This is a genomic window from Flavobacterium procerum (assembly GCF_042431625.1).
GTDB lineage: Bacteria > Bacteroidota > Bacteroidia > Flavobacteriales > Flavobacteriaceae > Flavobacterium > Flavobacterium procerum.
The window spans coordinates 174083-193470 of sequence record NZ_JBHLYW010000001.1; the positions used below are offsets into that span (position 1 = coordinate 174083).

Annotated in this window: 17 protein-coding genes and 1 tRNA gene; 15 read left to right on the forward strand and 3 right to left on the reverse strand. The window is 34.1% G+C overall.

Annotated elements, in window-relative coordinates; translation table 11 throughout:
- Positions 1 to 35 precede the first annotated feature (35 nt).
- From ACFFLS_RS00735 to ACFFLS_RS00750, 4 genes are all read left to right on the forward strand, one after another.
- Positions 36 to 1313, forward strand: coding sequence for an MFS transporter (locus tag ACFFLS_RS00735; protein WP_379683785.1), 1278 nt, complete (start codon positions 36 to 38; stop codon positions 1311 to 1313).
- Positions 1310 to 2611, forward strand: a complete 1302-nt coding sequence (locus tag ACFFLS_RS00740) for a hypothetical protein (protein ID WP_379683784.1) — start codon at positions 1310 to 1312, stop codon at positions 2609 to 2611. Before ACFFLS_RS00735 ends, ACFFLS_RS00740 begins: the two co-directional genes overlap by 4 nt.
- Positions 2612 to 2924: 313 nt before the next feature.
- Entirely contained in the window at positions 2925 to 3713 is a 789-nt protein-coding gene (locus ACFFLS_RS00745) for a hypothetical protein (protein WP_379683783.1), read from the forward strand.
- Positions 3714 to 4158: 445 nt separating this feature from the next.
- Positions 4159 to 5097 carry a hypothetical protein gene (locus ACFFLS_RS00750; RefSeq protein WP_379683782.1) on the forward strand — a complete coding sequence of 313 codons (939 nt, stop codon included), beginning with the start codon at positions 4159 to 4161 and terminating at the stop codon, positions 5095 to 5097.
- A 146-nt stretch (positions 5098 to 5243) separates the two neighbouring features.
- Here ACFFLS_RS00750 and ACFFLS_RS00755 read toward each other — a convergent pair whose 3' ends face one another.
- Positions 5244 to 6605, reverse strand: coding sequence for a hydroxymethylglutaryl-CoA synthase family protein (locus tag ACFFLS_RS00755; protein ID WP_379683781.1), 1362 nt, complete (start codon positions 6603 to 6605; stop codon positions 5244 to 5246).
- A gap of 356 nt (positions 6606 to 6961) precedes the next feature.
- On the opposite strand from ACFFLS_RS00755, the gene ACFFLS_RS00760 reads away from it, so the two are divergent.
- The 6 genes from ACFFLS_RS00760 to ACFFLS_RS00785 all read left to right on the forward strand — a co-directional run bounded on the left by ACFFLS_RS00760 (position 6962) and on the right by ACFFLS_RS00785 (position 12584).
- On the forward strand, positions 6962 to 7627 hold the full coding sequence (locus ACFFLS_RS00760) for a succinate dehydrogenase cytochrome b subunit (protein WP_379683780.1): 666 nt from the start codon (positions 6962 to 6964) through the stop codon (positions 7625 to 7627).
- 15 nt (positions 7628 to 7642) lie between these two features.
- On the forward strand, positions 7643 to 9643 hold the full coding sequence (locus ACFFLS_RS00765; RefSeq protein ID WP_379683779.1) for a fumarate reductase/succinate dehydrogenase flavoprotein subunit: 2001 nt from the start codon (positions 7643 to 7645) through the stop codon (positions 9641 to 9643).
- 22 nt (positions 9644 to 9665) lie between these two features.
- Entirely contained in the window at positions 9666 to 10040 is a 375-nt protein-coding gene (locus ACFFLS_RS00770; RefSeq protein ID WP_379683778.1) for a four helix bundle protein, read from the forward strand.
- 46 nt (positions 10041 to 10086) lie between these two features.
- The gene (locus ACFFLS_RS00775) at positions 10087 to 10833 is read left to right on the forward strand and encodes a succinate dehydrogenase/fumarate reductase iron-sulfur subunit (RefSeq protein WP_379683777.1); all 747 of its coding nucleotides are present in this window, start codon (positions 10087 to 10089) and stop codon (positions 10831 to 10833) included.
- A 157-nt stretch (positions 10834 to 10990) separates the two neighbouring features.
- Positions 10991 to 11767, forward strand: coding sequence for a DeoR/GlpR family DNA-binding transcription regulator (locus ACFFLS_RS00780; protein WP_379683776.1), 777 nt, complete (start codon positions 10991 to 10993; stop codon positions 11765 to 11767).
- Between the two features lie 46 nt (positions 11768 to 11813).
- Positions 11814 to 12584, forward strand: coding sequence for an amidohydrolase (locus tag ACFFLS_RS00785; RefSeq protein ID WP_379683775.1), 771 nt, complete (start codon positions 11814 to 11816; stop codon positions 12582 to 12584).
- A gap of 4 nt (positions 12585 to 12588) precedes the next feature.
- On the opposite strand, the gene ACFFLS_RS00790 is transcribed toward ACFFLS_RS00785, so the two are convergent.
- The gene (locus ACFFLS_RS00790) at positions 12589 to 13026 is read right to left on the reverse strand and encodes a cytochrome c oxidase assembly factor Coa1 family protein (RefSeq protein ID WP_379683774.1); all 438 of its coding nucleotides are present in this window, start codon (positions 13024 to 13026) and stop codon (positions 12589 to 12591) included.
- A gap of 18 nt (positions 13027 to 13044) precedes the next feature.
- A complete protein-coding gene (locus ACFFLS_RS00795) occupies positions 13045 to 14733 on the reverse strand; it encodes an Ig-like domain-containing domain (protein WP_379689078.1) in 1689 nt (562 codons plus the stop codon).
- A 244-nt stretch (positions 14734 to 14977) separates the two neighbouring features.
- Here ACFFLS_RS00795 and ACFFLS_RS00800 point away from each other — a divergent pair, with 244 nt between their 5' ends.
- From ACFFLS_RS00800 to ACFFLS_RS00820, 5 genes are all read left to right on the forward strand, one after another.
- On the forward strand, positions 14978 to 15910 hold the full coding sequence (locus tag ACFFLS_RS00800) for a hypothetical protein (protein WP_379689081.1): 933 nt from the start codon (positions 14978 to 14980) through the stop codon (positions 15908 to 15910).
- Positions 15870 to 18227, forward strand: a complete 2358-nt coding sequence (locus ACFFLS_RS00805) for a hypothetical protein (RefSeq protein WP_379689082.1) — start codon at positions 15870 to 15872, stop codon at positions 18225 to 18227. Before ACFFLS_RS00800 ends, ACFFLS_RS00805 begins: the two co-directional genes overlap by 41 nt.
- Before the next feature lie 9 nt (positions 18228 to 18236).
- The gene (mce, locus tag ACFFLS_RS00810) at positions 18237 to 18641 is read left to right on the forward strand and encodes a methylmalonyl-CoA epimerase (protein WP_379683768.1); all 405 of its coding nucleotides are present in this window, start codon (positions 18237 to 18239) and stop codon (positions 18639 to 18641) included.
- 146 nt (positions 18642 to 18787) lie between these two features.
- Positions 18788 to 18861, forward strand: a tRNA-Ile gene (locus ACFFLS_RS00815).
- Between the two features lie 132 nt (positions 18862 to 18993).
- Positions 18994 to 19377, forward strand: a complete 384-nt coding sequence (locus ACFFLS_RS00820) for a hypothetical protein (protein WP_379683767.1) — start codon at positions 18994 to 18996, stop codon at positions 19375 to 19377.
- The last annotated feature ends 11 nt before the right edge of the window (positions 19378 to 19388 follow it).

A 19388-nucleotide genomic window follows, 5' to 3' on the forward strand; every position in this document is an offset into this window, starting at 1 on the left:
TTGAGAATTTTCTTGTAATTAATGATTAAGCCTAAATGGATAGAAAATTCAGATTTTTTAAAAACGCCTTACTGCTACAGTTTATCCCTATTATTTTAGTTGGTATTTTAATTTTGTCAAATTACAGAGAGCAAAAGGTGCTTAGAATCAGAGATCTGCATCCTTACGAATTTCAGTATGGTTATTTTTTGCCTTTGTTTTTCTTTGTTGTCTGCTGTGTTGTTTCTCTTTTTACTTTGTTTCCAAACCCAAAAGACGCTCCGGAAGACGAAGTAGAAATTACAAAACTAAAACGTAAACAAAATTTCTGGAAGTTTGCCTTCTTCTGCAATGTTTTTTTGTTGGTAATTATTGGAGCTTTTTCAGCATTTATTCTTAACAAAGATCCATTGGTTATAGATCAGCCCGTTAGTTTCTATGCAATAATATTTTTCAGATCGCTGCTTGTTGTGGTAATAAGTTTGATTGTTGCTTCCTTTTTGCTGGCAGTCGGAATTTATTGGAAATTAAACAAATCACTGGCTTCATTTGTCTTAATTTTTAGTTTTTTAATCCTCGGAGTCTCGGTAGTTTTTGAGTTTATTTTTCTAGTTTTATTTATAGAAAATTCACAGCGATATATCCTGACTAAAGCCGAAAAACAAAATCAAGCTAGCGTAGAACAAGTAGCAGAAGATTACGGAGACTACGAAGAAAGTGAAGGAGATGATGGAGCAAGAGATGTAGCAACTTTGTTGTACGAATCTTGGAATTCTTTGATTAAAGATTGGGGATTTCTTGACGGTAAGTCTGATTTTTATGAAATAAGAAAGTTGGTAGGTAGTAGTTTGGATGACCATATTATAGAAAATGACCACTATTATCTTGTTCAGTTCATTGATAAATTAAGGAATAATCCAAATGAACTTTATTCAGAATTTGAAGTATATAAGCCGGTACTCTTCAGCGCTGTCTCTAAAGAAACGTATAAGACGGCTAATTTTGATGAAATCATAGATGGATTATTATTAGTTTATGATGATATTGGCAATGAAAACGATAAGTTGATTGAAATCTATAGGGTAATGAAAGCGGAGGACAAGAATACACAGGTTCTAAGCGAGTATTTCTCAAAATTTGTAGACTATTTTTCTTCGACAACGATAGCAAAATTTAATAAATTGAACATTACAAACAATGAGTATAGTGCGGAGTCTGATTTTATTTGGTTCTACAGTTTTTGGGCCAGAAGAAATCATGAAGGAAATAAAGAAGAAGTTGCCAAAATCTTAAACGAAATAAAACAGCATTACAATCAAAGCTCTGAAGAATGATAAAATCTTACAAAATTGTTACGATAGTTCAAATAATACTAGTAATCATCAGTAGTTTTGCTTTTCGAGTGCTAGAAGACGGTTATGAATGGGGGTCACTTGAGCCAGCTCTTGTGCTTTTAGTAGGTGGATTGGTTCTAATTTCGATTGCGATTTCAATCATTATTCAGAAAATAATAGTTTCCATTATTAATTCTGATTCAACAAATGAAGAAAAAACGGGGAATACAGCACATGATAAATTTTGGAAAAATTCGTTTCGGGTTATTCTTATTTATGGTGTTTTGACTTTTGTATTTGCTGTAATTGTAGTCGTAGATAATAGCGATATCGCATTTCCTAGTCACGATTTTATAGATCGGCTTTCATTTTCATTTGCCATTATAATTATATCCAGTCTGGTAATAGGTTTGTTATTACGCGTAAAAGAGGCGGTTAGCGAAATAGCTAAACTAATGGGCTTTTTAATGATTTTGATAGCATCTATTATTTTCGTTTTCTCTTTTTTTGTAGCAACGAAAAATGCTTTAACGTTTAGGTCGGGGGATGGAACTGGTATAGAAGGATTCTTTCATAGATTGTTGAGTGAACAAGGAACTGTAGAAGATTCAGGAGCAGCAGTAGTATCAAGTCCTACGGAAAGCGACGCAGTAACAGAAAGCAAGGAAAGCGATTATCAGGTAAACTCAGAAGAAAGTGAAGAAGAGTCTTCGCCATTAAGTAAGCCAATGATTACTGGTGCATGGAATTCATTTATGAACGATTTTTATGTGAAAAAGAGAGGCTTGTCAGTTGATTTTTTGGGTCTTAGACAATATGTGAGCTCTGTTTTTGACGGGCAGTTATTTGATGACGTATATCGCGTACTTGTTAATATTGACGATTTAAAAGAGCATTCTGAACAGTTAAAAGAGGCGCTCTACAGCTATAAATCGGTTTTGTTCGCTACAGTATCAACAGAAACGTATCGTAATAATCATTTTGATGAAGTAGTAGACAAACTGTTGTTGGCATATGATGATGTAGGCACAGATAGGGAAAAGCTAAACAATATTTATGAAATAATGCGTTATGGAGCTAGTCCTCAAGAAGTGGACGGAAATATTAGCGTGTATCTTCCTGATATTCAAAAATATTGCTCTTCTAATACATTAAAAAAACTGAGCGATGATAAAGGTTTTTGCAAGTACAAGTCAGATGTGGTGTGGTTTTACAGTTTTTGGGCTAGAAGATATAAGGAAGGTAATATTGATGTTGTGTATGAAATTTTGCTTAAAATAAAAAAGCATTATGATTAAAATGATTTTTTAAAATTAAAACTTAATTTTCTTTTACCATTAAGCTATTAAGAAAATTAAGCCAAGCTTTATGAGCTTAATGGCTTAATGATAAAATAAATAAGGGGACCTATTTTGACATAATAACATGCCTGATTTTTTAAAATTAAACTTAATTTTCTTTTGCCATTAAGCTATTGCTGTGCGAAGTCTCCGATTTCGTATCCGTTCAAATATCAAAAACATGTTCTAACTCAAGTCAAGAGACTTTGCAGATCGAAGACATTTAATGTCACACATAAATGAGAAACTAAAACTAGATAAAAACAAACTCATGAAAAGAAACATTCTTTTAACAAGGCTTATTATTTTTCTGTCGCTATTAATTAACACAGCTCATGCACAAACAATCCTGAAAACAGATGAATTAAACAACTGGGAGTTTTGGGACAATATGGAAAAAGCAAAGCCTGCAAATATGACCTATAAAGATGGTACACCTCTAAAAGAAGGCAATTACATTTTGGAAATGCGTGGAGACAATAAAGCCTCTCTTTATGTAAACAAGATGGGAAAAATTGACGGACAAATATCTTTTTCAGGTTTAAAACCTTCTATGGAGATAAAAATGACTTTTAGAAACGATACACTTGTAGAATATAAAAAAATACGATCTGGAGTGATTCTGGCATCTGCTTATTTGAAAGGCAACATTTTTTATAACAAGGACTCTGAAAATACCCAATATGAAAGCGAACAAAGATACCGAAATGGAGAAAGGATTTATTCTAAAAACATGAACCTTTCAGGTTGGGACATTCAGGATGATATAAAAGGTACACGCGAATTTTATTATGGCGATTCAAACATCATTCAAAGCAGATCAACGTTTAAAGGACTTCAACCGGGAATAGTATCAACAGAAGAAGAATTTGATAAAAAAGGAATATTAGAATCCAAAGTAATAAAATACGAAAACGGGAAAGTAAAAACAATAAAAAAAGACGGTAGTTATGAGGTTCTTGTTCCTTCTGCCAAGGGCAATGATTATATCTATCAATACTCCAACAAAGGAAAACTGCTAAATAAAACAGAAGTAGTTTATCCTTCAATTGGTTTTTAATTTAACTTTTTTTAATTGAACATCCCCGCTACCGCAATAATCCGCGCGATAGGGCTTAGAAAATGATTTAGATGTTGTTTTGTTATACTTATTTTAAAATGATTAACTGTTGCTTTTTCTTACTTTTACTTAGCTTTGCGGGTTTATAGTTTTTGGGCTAGAAGACATAAGGAAGGTAATGTTGATGTTGTGTATGAAATTTTGCTTAAAATAAAAAACCATTATGATTAAAATGATTTTTTAAAATTAAAACTTAATTTTCTTTTACCATTAAGCTATTAAGAAAATTAAGCCAAGCTTTATGAGCTTAATGCCTTAATGGTAAAATAAATAAGGGGACTTATTTTGACATAATTACTAAGGCATTTTTAGAATTATCAACCCAATATTGTTTTTAGGGCTAGTTAAAAAATAATTAGAATTCAAGTTTTTATACCAATCAACCATGACAAACAAATTTTTGAAAATAAATAAACCTTGTAACGAGAATTGGGAGAATATGAAGCCTAATAGTGAAGGTGGTTTTTGTGAAATATGTTCAAAAAAGGTACTAGATTTTACTAAGTTAAATCAATTTGAACTTGCCCAAAAACTGCAAAAATCAAATGGAAGCATTTGCGGCAGAGTTACAAAAAAGCAGCTTGATTTGCCATTAATAGATTTTGAAAGGCATAAAAATTATAAATTACCCTATTCCAATGTTGTTTCGGGTTTAATGATTGTGACAACATTAGGCGTTGTCCAGCCCTTGCAATCGCAGAATTTGGGATTGCAAACCGAAATAGTATCGAAAAAAGACACTGTTTCTCAGGTTGACAAAAATAATGAGGCTGTAAAACCAAATCTTTCAAAGCCGAATGACTTTACTACTCTAAAAGGAATTATTAAAGATCAAGAAGAAGTGCCTATTGAAAACGCAAGAGTAACTTTTGTTTCTATTCAAAAAATAATTGTAGTAAATACTAAGGCTGATGGAACATTTTCCATAGAAGTTCCTACAGAAATAATAGATGATGATAATGTGATAAGAGTTTCATACACCGAAATTAAAAATGAAAAAACACGATATAATTCTTTTGGATTTGAAACAGCAGATTATATTTTAAGCAAAGATGAAATGAATTCTGTTTATAAAATAAAAGCTCTGCCTACTATCGTATACCTTGGTGAAATTGGTAGCGAAATTAGTAAGACCGATGGAAATCCAATTGTAGTTAGTGAAGGAATAGAAATTGATTTTGAAGACTTTCTCAAAGCACAAAAAGACAAAAAGAACAGTTGCAATCTGGAAAATAAAGATTATTACCATTTTTCTTCAAAAGTTGCTGTCGCTCTCTATGGACAAAAAGCCAAATATGGCTTGTTTATATTGGTTGATAAATAAAATAGGAGAATTTTTCTCGTCCTGAAAAAAAAATACATATTGCGTGCACGAGCGGGACGCTCGCGCTAGCAGTGGATAATAAAAAACCGAAGCAATTTAATTTGCTTCGGTTTTTTTATTGGAATTTGGTATTTCTTTATTGGAATTTAATCCACCCATTTATAATAACGCGCTCCGATCAAAACAGGAATTTCTTTTTCGATTCTGTCTAAAACCCATTCGTTTTTTGGAGCTCTTACGCTTTGTTTTTGTTCTTTTTTATGAAGGCTTTCGTAAGTGTCGAAATCAATTTCTACGCTTTCTGCTAAATTTTCGAAAAGTTTCACATTTGCTAAAGCCGATTTCCATTCCGGTTGAATAGTTCCTTCAAAAACTTTTGATTTCGATCCGCTTCCGTAAGCTAAGAAACCGAATTTAGTTCCAGCAACGTCTTTGTTCGTATCATAAAAATGAGCCAAAGTCGATAACAATCCCATGAAAATGGAACCAGTATAAAGATTTCCAATTAATGAAGAAGCCAATTCTGCAGGTTGTAATTTCTCAGTTACAAAACTTCTGTAATTTTCCGATTTTGCTACTTCTTTAATTTTTGTTTGATAATCTGCAGGTGCAATATCATCGGCGATAATTTTTTCGGCACTGTCTAAAGCGTAGATTTCAGATAACATTCGTCGCCCTTGGAAAGAATAGGGTAAATGCATTACGATACTGTGCCAAGTATTGTATAGAGTTTCAGTAGTGTTTTTTAATTTTTTAAATGAAAAGTAAGCATTCCGCGTACGATCCATATAACATTGGTTGGAATATTGTCCGTCAAAAACCGGCTGGTCTTTGTGGATTTCGATTTCGGCTTCTAAATTATCAAACCAGGAATCGTTGTTGGTATTTTGAGTGATTTCTTCTTTAGAAATCGTTCTGTATGGTTTGAAGAAATCGAAAACACCTTTTGTGCTCGTTGCCCAATTATCATCAAAAGCAATGATTTTTGGGTTTGCTGAGATTAACATCGCAACAGCTCCGGCGCCTTGAGTGTATTCTCCGCCAGAATTCAAATCGTATTTTGCAAAATCAGAAGTAACTACGATTGCTTTTTTAGTAGGGTTCAGTTTTACAAAATCAAGGCAGTTCTGCATCGCATCAACACCGCCAATACAAGCAAAAGTAAAGTCAACAACATCGCATTCGGCAAGAGAATCTTCTCCAAATTTCTGCTCCATTAAATTAATTAAATAAGAAGCAATTGGTTTCGAACTGTCGACACCGCTTTCGGTACCCACATAGATTCGGCTTATTTCGTTTAGGTTTATTTTGTTGTCAAGGATAAGTTTTGTCAGGGCGTTTGCTCCAAAAACTACAGCGTCTTGGTGAGCGTCTGGAAAGGTCATTTTTAGTAATCCAAGACCTTTTTCTAATTTTTCTGGTTCAATATTTCTGGCAATTGCCAAAGTTTTTATGGGTAAATGTATGTTGGCTACATCAAAAGAGATAGCGTCAATTCCTGTTTTCATTATTAAATTTTAAGCCGCTAAAGGTAAAACTATGTTGTGGAATGACAATTTTTTAGTTTGATAAAATTGAAGCAGCGCGGCACTTTTGAAGAAAATAAATCAAAACTTAAAATAAAATAATAATATCATAAATTTTTCTGGAATCTACTTAGAACGCAATTTTGCTTTAAAGCCTAGAATGTAGCTTTTTGGATTTTTCTATAATGAATTATTCCTTAGCATCTGCTGTTGTGTACGTAAAAATACGTAGACAAAGGCTATTTTAAAATCATTATAAATAACAGCGAAATGGTTGTAGTTCTTTTGTAATTGAGTTATTTTTGTCTAATTTTTTAAAACAAACTACTTAAACACTTATGGCACAATCTGCACTATTGAATGCTTCCATCTTAAAGAAAGTGGCTATGGCTCTTTCGGGAATATTCTTAATCACGTTTTTAGCGCTGCATGTTTCCTTAAATTTCATTTCTATTTTAAGTGAAGACGTTTTCAACGAAGCTTCTCACTTTATGGGATACAATCCGCTGATTCAGTATGTAATGCAGCCAGTTTTGGCATTCGGGGTAATTTTCCATTTCGTAATGGGATTTGTACTTACGGCACAAAACAGCGCGGCACGACCAATTGCATACGCTAAATACAACGGAGCTGCAAACGCTTCTTGGAGTTCTAGAAATATGATTATTTCTGGATTGGTTATTTTGGCTTTCCTAGGATTGCACTTTTATGATTTCTGGTTTCCTGAAGTTAGCTACAAATATATAGCAGGAACGGCGCCAGATGCTACAAGATATTATGGTGAGTTAGTTCACAAATTTCACAGCCCTGTTCGTACAGGATTATACTGTATTTCTTTCATCCTTTTAGGATTCCACTTATGGCATGGGTTTGCATCTTCTCTTCAATCTGTAGGGATGCACAACAAATACTCAAGATTTTTGGCAAAAGTAGGTTACTGGTTCGCAGTTGTTGTTCCGGCAGCTTTTGTAATTATCGCTTTATTTCATCATTTCAACCAATAATTAATATCAATTATAATGGCATTAGATTCAAAAATTCCAAATGGTCCTATAGCGGACAAATGGACAAATTATAAAGATCATATTAATTTAGTAAACCCTGCAAACAAACGTAATTTAGATATTATCGTTGTTGGTACAGGTTTAGCTGGAGGTTCGGCTGCGGCTACTCTTGCTGAGTTAGGATATAACGTAAAAGCATTCTGCTTCCAAGATTCTCCACGTCGTGCGCACTCTATTGCAGCACAAGGAGGTATCAACGCAGCAAAAAACTATAAAGGTGACGGTGACTCAGTTTACAGATTGTTCTACGATACTGTAAAAGGAGGTGACTACCGTGCACGTGAGGCAAACGTTCACCGTTTGGCTGAAGTTTCTGCAAATATTATTGACCAATGTGTGGCTCAAGGGGTGCCATTGGCTCGTGAATATGGCGGACTTTTAGATAACCGTTCATTTGGAGGAACTTTGGTTTCTCGTACATTCTACGCACAAGGACAAACAGGACAGCAATTATTGTTAGGAGCTTATTCTGCAATGAACCGTCAGATTGGTCGTGGAAAAATCAAAATGTACAACCGTCACGAAATGCTAGACTTAGTAATCGTAAACGGAAAAGCGAGAGGTATTATCGCTCGTAACTTAATCACTGGAGAAATCGAAAGACATTCTGCTCACGCGGTAGTAATTGGTTCTGGAGGATACGGAAACGTGTTTTTCCTTTCTACAAATGCTATGGGAAGTAACGCAACAGCAGCTTGGAAAATTCATAAAAAAGGAGCGTTTTTCGCAAATCCTTGTTACACGCAAATTCACCCAACATGTATTCCGGTTTCAGGAGATCACCAGTCTAAACTGACGTTGATGTCTGAGTCATTGCGTAATGACGGTCGTATTTGGGTTCCTGCAAAATTAGAAGATGCTCAGGCAATTCGTGAAGGAAGAAAAAAAGCGACAGATTTATCTGAAGAAGAAAGAGATTATTTCTTAGAAAGAAGATACCCTGCATTTGGTAACTTGGTTCCTCGTGACGTTGCGTCTCGTGCGGCTAAAGAAAGATGTGATGCTGGTTTTGGAGTTAACAAAACGGGTGAGGCAGTTTACTTGGATTTCGCAGCGGCAATTAAACGTTACGGAACTGAAGATGCTTATGTAAAAGGATTAGATGATAAAGATGCTGCTTTGGTAACTAAATTAGGAGCTGCAATCGTGAAAAGTAAATACGGAAACTTATTCCAGATGTATTACAAAATCGTCGATGAAGATCCTTATACAACACCAATGATGATTTACCCAGCGGTTCACTACACAATGGGTGGAACTTGGGTTGATTATAACTTAATGACTACAATTCCTGGATGTTTCTCAATTGGAGAATCTAACTTCTCTGATCACGGAGCAAATAGACTTGGAGCTTCTGCTCTAATGCAAGGTTTAGCTGATGGATATTTCGTATTGCCATATACTATCGGAGATTATTTAGCTCCAGATATTAAAATGGGTGAAATTTCTACAGATTTACCAGAATTCATTGAAGCTGAAAAAGCAGTTGTAGATCAAATTAATAAATTCATCAATAACAACGGTAAACATTCTGTAGATTATTTCCACAAAAAATTAGGAAAAATTATGTGGAATAAAGTAGGTATGGCTCGTAACGCTAAAGGTTTAACTGAAGCTATCGAAGAAATTGCTGCTTTACGTGAAGAGTTTTATAAAGATGTAAAAGTTCCTGGAAGCGCTAACGAATTTAATCAGGAATTAGAAAAAGCGACTCGTGTTGCCGATTTCTTAGAATTAGGAGAATTGTTCGCAAAAGATGCTTTACACCGTAACGAATCTTGTGGAGGTCACTTCCGTGAGGAATACCAAACAGAAGAAGGAGAAGCACTTCGTGATGATGATAATTTTGCATACGTTGCAGCTTGGGAATACAAAGGAAAACCAAGTGATGCGGTATTACACAAAGAACCTCTTAATTACGAAAACATTAAATTAGTACAGCGTAGTTATAAATAAAACTAGTTAAGAGTTAAGGGTTATGAGTTTAAAGTCGTTCGAAGATTTGGAGTGCTGGAAAGCAGCAAGAGAATTGAGAATCTTTGTCTCTAGAAATATTCTTCCGAAATTTCCAATTGACGAAAAATATGCCTTGACAAGTCAGCTAAAACGATCTTCTAGATCTGTTAGTGATAATATTGCCGAAGGGTTTGGCAGATATCATTATCAAGAAAATATTCAATTCTGCAGAATTGCGAGAGGTTCTTTAACGGAAGCTTTAAATCAAGTAATAACTGCTTTAGATGAGGATTATATTGAAGAAGATTTGTTGCAACAATTTAGAGAAAGGTTCGAAAGAACCAAAGCAATATTAAATGGATACATAAATTATTTAGCTAAGACGAAAATGGAGTAGTAGCCCTATGACGTTTAACTCTTAACTTATAACACATAACATAAATATGAAACTTACATTAAAAATATGGCGTCAGAAAAACGCTCAAGATAAAGGAGGGATTGTAGAATATCCTATCGATGGAATCGAACCAGACATGTCTTTCCTTGAAATGTTAGACGTTCTTAACGAAGATCTAATCAACAAAGGAGAAGAGCCTGTAGCATTTGACCACGATTGTCGTGAGGGAATCTGCGGAATGTGTTCTTTATTCATCAACGGTGAAGCGCACGGACCAGACAGAGGCGTTACAACTTGTCAGTTGCACATGCGTATGTTTAAAGATGGTGATACGATTTTCATCGAGCCATTTAGAGCAAAAGCGTTCCCAGTAATTAAAGATTTAGTTGTTGACAGAAGTTCTTTTGACAGAATCCAACACGCAGGAGGATTTATCTCTGTAAATACTTCAGGAAATACAATCGACGCGAATACTATTCCAGTTCCAAAAGACGATGCAGATAAATCATTTGATGCTGCAGCTTGTATTGGTTGTGGAGCTTGTGTTGCAACTTGTAAAAACTCTTCAGCAATGTTATTCGTTTCTGCAAAAGTTTCTCAATATGCATTATTGCCACAAGGTAGAGTTGAAGCAACGGATCGTGTATTGAACATGGTTCACCAAATGGATTTGGAAGGTTTTGGAAACTGTACCAATACTGGAGCTTGTGAAGTAGAATGTCCAAAAGGAATTTCTCTTGAAAATATCGCACGTATGAACCGTGAGTATTTAGCAGCAAGTTTAAAAGGATAAATAAAATCCAAACTGATATAGAAAAAAGCATCCCTTTACAGCGGATGCTTTTTTTGTAAATGATTTTATCAGAGTTTGTTTTTTAAAAGTGTTTAATACGTTAAATATTATAATCTGTCTGAATTGATTACCTTTGTTTAGACTAAAATGAATTCGCATGAATAATGACAATGAAGTTTTAAACTACTCTAAAGAAGAACGAAAAAACCATATTTTAAAAGAAATTAATCTTCACTCACGTGTGAGTTTTGAAACCTTATCTGCTAAGCTGGGTGTTTCAGAAGATACCGTTCGTCGTGATATTAACGAGCTTGATGCCGATTCACTTTTGATTAAAGTAAAAGGCGGGGCAATGACAAAAGGATATCATTATTCTTCTTCCAATCAAACTTATGCAGTCGAATCAAAACAGGTCATTGCGCAGAAGGCGGTGAGTTTACTGCACGATGGTATGGTTCTGATTGTCGATGGAGGAACTACAATAAGAGAATTTATCCGTTTGATTCCGAACGATCTTAATCTTACCGTTTTTACCATTACAGCTTTTTCGGCAGTACAGCTTTTGGATAAGCCGAATATTAAAACCATAATGATTGGAGGCAGCATCTCGTCGTACAGTCAGATGTGTGTGAGCGGAGAAGTTTTTCAGCAGTTGGCCAATATCAAAGCCGATCTTTTGGTTTTTGGTACGAATGCGCTTGACGTAATCGGAGGATATTCAGATTCTGACTGGGAAACAGTTCAGGTTAAAAAAGCAATGGTTCAGGCTGCAAAAAAAACAGCAGTTTTAACTATCTCAGAAAAGTTGAATACAGTGCTTAAAATGAAAATTGCGGGCCTTTCTGAAATCGATTATATAATTACCGAGTTAGAGCCTGAAAATGATAAATTAGAGCCTTATAAAGCATCGGCTTCTCATTTGGTGCTTATTTAATTTCAAATATCTTTTTTAAGCTAAAAGATGAAATAATGTTTTGAGTATGAAAATCGCCTTAATACAATCTGATCTTTTTTGGGAAGCCCCACAAAAAAACCGTGAGAACTTTGATTTAAAAATGGATTCTATTAAGGAAGAAGTCGATTTAATTGTGCTTCCAGAAATGTTTTCAACTGGTTTTACCATGAATCCTGCCGCAGTTGCCGAAACGATGAACGGAGAAACAGTTGCATGGTTAAAATCAAAAGCAAAACAACAAAATGCAGCCGTCGCAGGAAGTCTCATTATTACAGAGAATAATCAGTTTTATAACCGAATGCTGTTTGTTTTTCCGTCAGGAGAAATTCAGTTTTACGATAAAAGACATTTGTTTTCGCTGGCAGGAGAAGACAAATTCTATAAAGCAGGAAACAAAAAAGTTATTGTGGAGTATTTGGATTGGAAAATCTGTCTTCAGGTTTGTTACGATTTGAGATTTCCAGTTTTTGTCAGAAATGTCGAAAATTATGATTTACTGCTTTATGTCGCAAATTGGCCAAAAGTACGCACCAACGCTTGGGATGCTTTGCTAAAGGCGCGGGCAATTGAAAACTTGAGTTATACGGTTGGTGTAAACCGTATTGGTTTTGATGCCCACAATTACGAACATAGCGGACATTCGCAGGTTGTAGACTTTTTAGGAAATTACATCTTGGAGCCTCAGGAAATCGAAAATGTTTTTATAGTTGAATTGGATAAGAACCAAATGCTCGAAACTAGAAAGAAACTCGATTTTTTAAGTGATAGAGATCTGTTTGAGGTTAAGCTTTCCTAAAATCTCAAGGTTGATCTAAAACAATAATTTTTCCTTTTGGATTTTTTGTATGGACGTATATTTTTTTATAAATCCATTCTGAGTCTGTTTTATTAGCATGAACTTCTAATTTTCCCTGGTTTTTGAGGCCTTTAATTCTAACTGATAAAACGACAGAATTATTGTTGTTGCTGTACGAAGTATTTCCTTCTAAAATTGCCAATTTATCAATTGGATCAATTTTTCCAAACGTTTTTAAAACAGCCGAATTTATATTGGCGCTCTCTATTGCTTTTTCATAAAGAGAATTTTCATTAAGTGCTGTAAAAGTATCCGTTACTCCATTTTTTGAATTGGAGTTTAATAAAATACAGAAAAGAAGCATAGTCGAAAAAAGGCTGAAAACTACCCAGATCCAGTTCTTTTTTAGCCAACTTTTTTTAAGTATTAAATCGTTATCCATTACTTTTGGTTTGAAAACTTAAAAGGCTTTTCGTTTCCTTTCGGCATCTTTTTTCTTTTTTTCGTCCGTTTTCTTTTCAACTTCAGGATTGAACGGAATGCTGAGGTCTATGGTTTCGTTTCGGTCCCAATTGGCACGCACATCAAATTCTTCCTGATTGTAAAAGACTTCTTCAGAATAGCGATGTTCTAAGAAACTTCCGGTGTCGTACATTTTGTTTTTATTGTCGTCGTAAATGACGCGAACAGTAAAAACATCTGGCTGAACGAGATTGAATTCAACCGTAGGACTAGATTCAGAATAAGCGCTTGCCAAGACAACATCGCCTTTTTTATTGGTGATTTCGACAATTATCGGATAGCGTTTGACATTCCTTAAATTCAAAATCAAATTTCCGTAATCTGATAATTCCTTAGTGGTTAATTTATACGATAAAGTATCATTTGATTTTTCAAAAAAATCGGTCAGAGCACCTGGGAGAAATGTAAAGTTGTATTTTTCTTGCGGTTCTTTTTTGAAATCGACATATAGCTTTTGGTCAAAAACATCGTATTCTGTCGTAAAATCTACTGCAGAAGAGTCTTTGTTGACAAGTCTGATTTTGCTTTTGTCAAACTTAACCAATGGAGTAGCGCTTTCTAACGTAAATCGTTCTCTGAAATTGATGACTCCGTTTTGCACAGCTGTAATATTAAGTGTGTCTTTTTTCTGGTCTTTAAACTTAAAAGTAAACTGTTTTTTATATTTTTCTTTTTCGATTTCAATTGATAAAGAATCCGTTTTTAACGGTTTGTGCCAAATCTGCAGTGAATCCTTTTTAGGAAACTGTGTAATTATGGTTTCGAGAACTTCATTATTGTTTTTTAAGACAATTTTTGGGGCATTGGTTTTGAAGTTTTGTTTTCCGTCATATGGCAGCAACAAACGATTTCCAGAGGCCTGAATTGGTTTAAAGACTTTTACTGGCAGCTTTTCTTTAAATAATTCTAATTCGTACACAGAATCCGATGGAACTGTCACGTAACTTTTCAAAAATCCGATTTTATCATCTTTCGGATTAAATTTGTTATTGCTTCCTTTATCTTTTAATGCCAACAATAGATATTTGCCCGCCTTTAAATTCTCAAATTTAAAAGTACGCATACTGTCTAAAGTATTGGTGATGTAACGAGGAAATTCTTTGTAAATAACAGAATCGTTGTATTTGTCGTTTATTTCATAAAGCATTACCGAAACAAAATTGTCGACATGTTTTTCGTAGGCATCTTTAATTTTTCCATTTAAGGTAAGGGAATCAATATGTGATCCAGTCGAAAAAATATATTTGAACTGGTTTAAGGCATTACCTTCATTGTTGTCGGTAATACTTTGGCCAAAGTTCATGCTATAAGTCGTGTTTGGCTGTAAGGTATCGCGAATCTGAATTTTGATAAACTTACTTACAGTCGAAGGCGTAATAAGCGGTTCGTATTTCAGCGGAGGCGAAATAATAAGTTGCTTATTGGTGTTTTTAAGTTTTATGTATTCATCAAAAGTCAAAGTGATTTCATTCCCTTTAAAATCGGTAGTGAAATTTTTTGGACTGCTTGAAACCAGAACTGGAGCAAGCGTGTCTTTTAGTCCGCCTGTGATGCTGCCTCTTTTGGCGCAGCTCATCATTAATAATGCTAATAAAAATGGAATATATTTAAGTTTGCTTTTGAACATAGCGGTTTTTAAATTTGATTGCACAAAATAACAATTATATTTGCTTTAATTGAAATTTTTTGGCCATTTATTAGGATTTCATGCTCTTCGTTCTGCTATAGTTTTTACTTTTTTTAAAGCTTTGCTGCGGTATAATTTCTTACTTTTGATATTCAATATAATTTGCCGCGTTTTGTTTAAGAGATTTTTATTGGTTTTGATGCTTTTATTGCTCGTTTCTTGCAGTAAAAAAGAACAGCCTTCAATGGCATTTTATTTTTGGAAAACGAATGTGAAATTTTCAAAAACAGAAAAAGAGGTTTTACAATATAACGAAATTAAAAAACTTTACATTCGTTATTTTGATATCGGACTTCATCCAGAAACCCAAAATCCGATTCCGATAAGCCCTATTCACTTTCAGGAAAATATGCAGTCTTTTCAGGTTGTGCCTGTAGTTTTTGTCCAAAACAAAGTAATGCTACAGACCAATCTTGATCTTGAAGATCTGGCAACAAAAACATTTCATTTGATTTCTGAAATAAACAGCAAAAACAAAATCAGCTGCAGCGAAATCCAGATTGACTGTGATTGGTCCTTAAAAAGCAAAGACAATTATCTGAAGTTTATCGAAATTTTTAAAAAACTTTCAAAGCAAAAATTGTCGGTTACCATAAGGCTTCATCAGGTTAAGTATTTTAAAAAGACTAAAATTCCAAATGCAGATTCTGGCGTTTTAATGTATTACAATATGGGGTCGATTGCGCCGGATTCTCTAAATTCTATTTATGGTCGAAAAATCGCTTCCAAATATCTGAGCAGTCTAAAAAAATATCCGTTGCGTCTCGACTTGGCTTTGCCGATTTATTCTTGGGGAATTCATATCAGAAACAATAAAGTAATCGGACTTCGATCTAAAATAGACAGCAGCGAATTGGAGAAAGATTCGAATTTTGAAAAAACAAGTCCAATTTTTTTTAGGGTTAGAAAATCTAATTATAAAAACGGCGTTTTCTATGAAGAAAACGATCTTTTGAAAATAGAAGAAATTAGCCCAAAAGATTTAAAAGAAATGGCAGAAGATTTGGATGAAAATCTGCCTCAAAAACCAAACGAAATTATATTTTACGATTTAGACGAATTCAATTTAAACCATTATGAAAAGAATATTTTTGAACAAGTTATTTCTGAGTTTTAGCCTTGCCTTACTTTCGATATACGGAATCATTTATGCCTGCGCCGGAGGAGACGATTGGGATTTCTTTGGCTACAATTCTAATTTTACGCCAGAAACTTTTGCAGACAAATCGTACTCGCCTCTTTTTTTGTCGGGCGGAGTCTTTTACGGAATTGGTTTTGATACCCAACACAATTCGCGTTTTAACAAAAACATAAAATCAGATTGGGCAGATTATCTTAAAGGAAAGGCAGACACAACGACGGTAAATTATTTTTTGATTGGTGACGAACGTCCAAGTTATTATTCTGATGATAAAAATGCTATCAAAAACAAAGAAGAAATAGAAGACCTTCATGTTTTTTATAAAACCAAAAAAGAAAATAAGAGTTCACAGAAATGGGGAAAAAAGATCAGTCTGAAAGACGATAAAATTAAAAATTTTGTCGAGTTCTTGTATTTGGCTCAAAAAATAGAAACAGTTTCTGTTGGCGAAGATTATTGGAGTTATGATCCAGTTGTGGCAAAAACGTTTGACGATGCTAAAATGATTCAGTCAATCGAAAATGTATATAATACTTTGTCGGATCCTTTCTTAAAAAACAGGTATTGGTTCTTAACCATGAAAGCCCGTTTTTACAGTAATGATAAACAAAAAGCAATTGATTTTTTTAATAAAACAGAAAGTGCTGTGGCCAAAAATACTTTGTACTACCGCGCTTTGGGTTATGTTGCGGGAATCAATTTTAAGCAGAAAAAGTATGCGATTTCGAATTATCAGTATGCTCAGGTTTTTGATAAATGTCCAGAATTGCGTGTAGTTACGGCTTATAGTTTCCGTCCGAAAAACGATGCGGATTGGACCAAAGCTTTGGCAATGGCAAAAAGCAATAAAGAAAAAGCGGCACTTTGGGCAATTCACGGTTATTATAAAGATGAAAAACAAGCAATTGAAAAGGTTTATGAACTGGACCCGAAAAGTGAACATTTGAATTATCTGGCGACTCGATTGGTAAATTCATTAGAACAAAAAATCAATAATTCTTTTCAGCAGAGCGGAGGAGCAAATCAACCGAGAAAACAGCTTACGGTTGCAGAAAACAAAACACAGAACCAAGTTTTTGTTGATAAAAGCGCGTTGGATTTAATTGCTAAAATTGCTGCGGCAGGAAATACAGATCGCCCTTATTTATGGGATTTGTCTCTGGGATATCTGCAGACTTTAAAAGGAGATTATGCCAATGCCGATAAGAGTTTTGATAAAGCAATAAAAACGCTACCTAAAACTGAATTGGCAGGAATGCAACTTCGTTTATTGCGTTTTATAAATAACTTGAGCAAAATAGATAAACTTACGGACAAGAATGAAAAAACAATTCTAGCCGATTTGAACTGGCTGTATTTTGAATTGCCAAAAACGTATAGAGGACAGGAGTTTCGTTATCAGAATGCTTCTTCATGGAGTAGAAGTTATTTGTCGACTCTTTACAGAGAAAAAGGAAACTCGGTAATGACCGAAATTTTTGGCGAATCGCGTTACAGTTATTGGAACGAAGGAAATGCTTTTTACGATAATGAGAAAAATTTGCTAGGGATTAAAACATTTTTGGAAAAAACGAATAAAACAGAAATCGAAAAAATTGGTGCTGGAATTTATAGTTTGAAATTAAAAGACATTAATAATTTCCAGGCAGTTCAGGCGACATTCAAAAATAAGATTCCAGAGGCAATCGAATTTATGAAACAAGCCGATTCGGTTCAGTACTATAAGTTTTTAGGAAATCCGTTTAACGGAAGTATAAAAGATTGTCACGATTGTGATCATGTGGCGTACCAAAAAAGAAAGTACACTTTTATGGATTTCCTGACGACGATAAAAGAGATGCAGGATAAATTGGCGCAGAAAGAAGATGTTTACAATAATAGTCTTTTGTTAGGAAATGCTTTTTATAATATTTCTCATTTCGGAAACGGAAGAACGTTCTACGAAATTAGTATTGTAGGTTATGGATCGAGTCCGTATTCATTTAGAAATCCGATGAAAGAAATGATTACCAATAATTCGGTTTCTAAAATGTATTACCAAAAAGCGTTTGAGGCAGCATCAAACAAAGAACAAAAAGCAAAATGTTTGTATCTGATTTCGAAATGCGAACGAAACGATTATTACAATAAAAAATACAACGGTATAAACAGCTATTGGGAAATTCAGGACGATAAAATTAATTTTATTGCTTGGAACTCGTTCAAAGCTTTGCGAAAAGACTATTCGGATACGAAATATTATCAAGACGTAATTGCAGAATGTGGCTATTTTAACACTTATGTGAATCAATAAATTTGAAAAATGGTAAACAAGATAGAACATATCGGAATTGCGGTTAAAAATATGGACGATGCAAATGTGTTGTTCGAAAAAATGCTTGGTGTTCCTTCCTATAAAATGGAAGCTGTAGAAAGCGAAGGTGTGCTGACTTCTTTTTTTCAAACGGGAAATAATAAGATTGAACTTTTGGTCGCAACCAATCCTGAAAGTCCGATTGCCAAATTTTTGGAGAAAAAAGGAGAGGGAATCCATCACATTGCTTTCGATGTTGATGATATCGAAGCGGAGATTTCTCGTCTAAAAAACGAAGGTTTTGTTTTGATTAATGAAGTTCCGAAGAAAGGAGCCGACAATAAATTGGTTGTTTTTCTGCATCCGAAGAACACAAATGGCGTTTTGGTGGAGCTTTGCCAAGAAATACGATAAAAAAATATTGTTTTTTTATTTAAATAAGATGTTGAAAATCAATTTCATTTTTAGATTGACAAAGTTTTTTTGAAATTAAATACAAATCATGTCTTAAAATATTTGGAGTGGACGGAAAATAGTAGTAATATTGCATCCTCTTAACCGGTCCTATAGCTCAGCTGGTTAGAGCACCTGACTCATAATCAGGTGGTCCCTGGTTCGAGCCCAGGTGGGACCACACTTTAAGAATTGAAAGCCTTTACAGAAATGTAGAGGCTTTTTTGTTTTTCTTATCATAAACATTAGTCTTGAGTAAATAGTTGACAGAACTGGGGAAACCTGTTTAATCAAAATCATAAAAAGAAGTAAAATGAGAAAAAGGTATTCTATAGGTGCAATTTCGTTTTTTATTAGCTTGGCTTATTATTTTATCCCGCAGAACATTTCTGACCAAACAATAGAAATAAAATGTAATTACATGGCATATGCGTGTGGAGATTGTTACCCGCAATATCACGTGCAAAAAATAGTAATGGGTAAAAGTGCAGAAACTGAAAAAATAGTAAATACAGATTTATTAATCGAATTTAAAAATGAAGAAATCTATCAAAAATTGCTAAAAGAAACAAGTCAATGCGTCATTTGCTATGATTTTTATTTTAAAGGAGAATTAAAAAAGTCTGGACAAAAAGGATATTTTTTTGTTGCAGATTCTGTAAAATATGAATTAAGAAATAATACTTGCTGTCAATAGCTACAGCTGGG

Excerpts from the sequence above, each read along its gene's own strand:
- ACFFLS_RS00790 (WP_379683774.1), bottom strand. The coding sequence starts at position 13,026 with ATGGATAACGATTTAATACTTAAAAAAAGTTGGCTAAAAAAGAACTGG.
- ACFFLS_RS00740 (WP_379683784.1), top strand. The coding sequence starts at position 1,310 with ATGATAAAATCTTACAAAATTGTTACGATAGTTCAAATAATACTAGTA.
- ACFFLS_RS00775 (WP_379683777.1), top strand. The coding sequence starts at position 10,087 with ATGAAACTTACATTAAAAATATGGCGTCAGAAAAACGCTCAAGATAAA.
- ACFFLS_RS00755 (WP_379683781.1), bottom strand. The coding sequence starts at position 6,605 with ATGAAAACAGGAATTGACGCTATCTCTTTTGATGTAGCCAACATACAT.
- ACFFLS_RS00780 (WP_379683776.1), top strand. The coding sequence starts at position 10,991 with ATGAATAATGACAATGAAGTTTTAAACTACTCTAAAGAAGAACGAAAA.
- ACFFLS_RS00770 (WP_379683778.1), top strand. The coding sequence starts at position 9,666 with ATGAGTTTAAAGTCGTTCGAAGATTTGGAGTGCTGGAAAGCAGCAAGA.
- ACFFLS_RS00805 (WP_379689082.1), top strand. The coding sequence starts at position 15,870 with ATGAAAAGAATATTTTTGAACAAGTTATTTCTGAGTTTTAGCCTTGCC.
- ACFFLS_RS00750 (WP_379683782.1), top strand. The coding sequence starts at position 4,159 with ATGACAAACAAATTTTTGAAAATAAATAAACCTTGTAACGAGAATTGG.
- ACFFLS_RS00795 (WP_379689078.1), bottom strand. The coding sequence starts at position 14,733 with ATGTTCAAAAGCAAACTTAAATATATTCCATTTTTATTAGCATTATTA.
- ACFFLS_RS00745 (WP_379683783.1), top strand. The coding sequence starts at position 2,925 with ATGAAAAGAAACATTCTTTTAACAAGGCTTATTATTTTTCTGTCGCTA.
- ACFFLS_RS00760 (WP_379683780.1), top strand. The coding sequence starts at position 6,962 with ATGGCACAATCTGCACTATTGAATGCTTCCATCTTAAAGAAAGTGGCT.
- ACFFLS_RS00820 (WP_379683767.1), top strand. The coding sequence starts at position 18,994 with ATGAGAAAAAGGTATTCTATAGGTGCAATTTCGTTTTTTATTAGCTTG.
- mce (WP_379683768.1), top strand. The coding sequence starts at position 18,237 with ATGGTAAACAAGATAGAACATATCGGAATTGCGGTTAAAAATATGGAC.
- ACFFLS_RS00800 (WP_379689081.1), top strand. The coding sequence starts at position 14,978 with ATGGCATTTTATTTTTGGAAAACGAATGTGAAATTTTCAAAAACAGAA.
- ACFFLS_RS00785 (WP_379683775.1), top strand. The coding sequence starts at position 11,814 with ATGAAAATCGCCTTAATACAATCTGATCTTTTTTGGGAAGCCCCACAA.
- ACFFLS_RS00735 (WP_379683785.1), top strand. The coding sequence starts at position 36 with ATGGATAGAAAATTCAGATTTTTTAAAAACGCCTTACTGCTACAGTTT.
- ACFFLS_RS00765 (WP_379683779.1), top strand. The coding sequence starts at position 7,643 with ATGGCATTAGATTCAAAAATTCCAAATGGTCCTATAGCGGACAAATGG.